A 549-nucleotide genomic window follows, 5' to 3' on the forward strand; every position below is an offset into this window, starting at 1 on the left:
ATATCCGCCTGACGAATGAACAGGTCGATGAGTTCCACCGGCAAATCGGGCTGAATCAGGCGGCGTTGTTGCAGAGCATGGAAGAATCCGCGCATAAAGGCGTATTTTTCTTCGTTCAATTCGCGGAAAAAGCGCTCCAGCTCCAAATCGATGTTCTCTTCAATGTCGCGCAGGAAAGCGGCGGAATAAAGTTCTTCAAACGATTGTTTTTGCAGGGCAAACACAGCCTCAGCGGCTTCGCGCAGGCTGCATTGCCGTTCAAGCAGATTTTCAAATTCGGCACGGACGCGGTTTTTCTGCTCGGTAACTATTGCCTGCAAGAGTGCGTTTTTACCGCTGTAATATTTGTAAAAAGTGACGCGGCTGACGTCGGCCTCAGCGCAGATGCTGCCTACGGATACGGCGGAAAAGCCATGTTCGCGGAACAGGCGGCGGGCGGTGTCGGCGATGGTTTGTTGTTTGCTGGCAGTCATGACGGTAAGAAGATTTTGATTTTGTTCATAAAGGGTTTTCATTAAAGTTATCCGCAAGTCGGATACTCATCATATT

Annotated in this window: 1 protein-coding gene; it reads right to left on the minus strand. The window is 49.7% G+C overall.

The genetic code is table 11. The features are described from left to right. The coding region (locus tag ACTHUR_RS17260; RefSeq protein ID WP_440399937.1) for a TetR/AcrR family transcriptional regulator at positions 1-515 on the minus strand (515 nt) is incomplete at its 3' end. Positions 516-549 lie beyond the last annotated feature (34 nt).

The organism is Neisseria sp. P0021.S007 (assembly GCF_051956855.1).